The following is a 259-nucleotide window of genomic DNA, read 5'->3' as shown; positions in this document are numbered from 1 at the left end:
CGGCGATAGTCAAAAGGAAGATCCCAAGCGCTTTTCTCGCGGTGCGTTAGCAGGCGGGTTTACTCATTTGTTGTCTTCCGTTTTTTCAACAGTAGGCATTGTCCCTTTAGGTGGTAGTGCAGGCTTCGTCAGTGTGACTGGGCAAAGCAGATTGCGTCCCTTTCTGATTGGCGGCCTGATTATGGTTTGCTTGTCGTTCATTCCGGTTGCTATCGGCTTGTTGACAACCTTGCCTGCACCCGTCGCCTACGCGGTCGAG

The 259-nt window shown here is 52.5% G+C and carries 1 protein-coding gene; it reads left to right on the top strand.

The window, feature by feature from the left end; all coding sequences use genetic code 11:
• The coding region (locus SB773_RS32840; RefSeq protein ID WP_410594592.1) for a purine/pyrimidine permease at nucleotides 1-259 on the top strand (259 nt) is incomplete at both ends.

This window comes from Bacillus sp. SIMBA_074, from assembly GCF_046534555.1.
In the GTDB taxonomy this organism is placed as follows: domain Bacteria; phylum Bacillota; class Bacilli; order Bacillales; family Bacillaceae_G; genus Bacillus_A; species Bacillus_A mycoides.
This window is presented reverse-complemented; position numbering and strand designations above follow the sequence as displayed.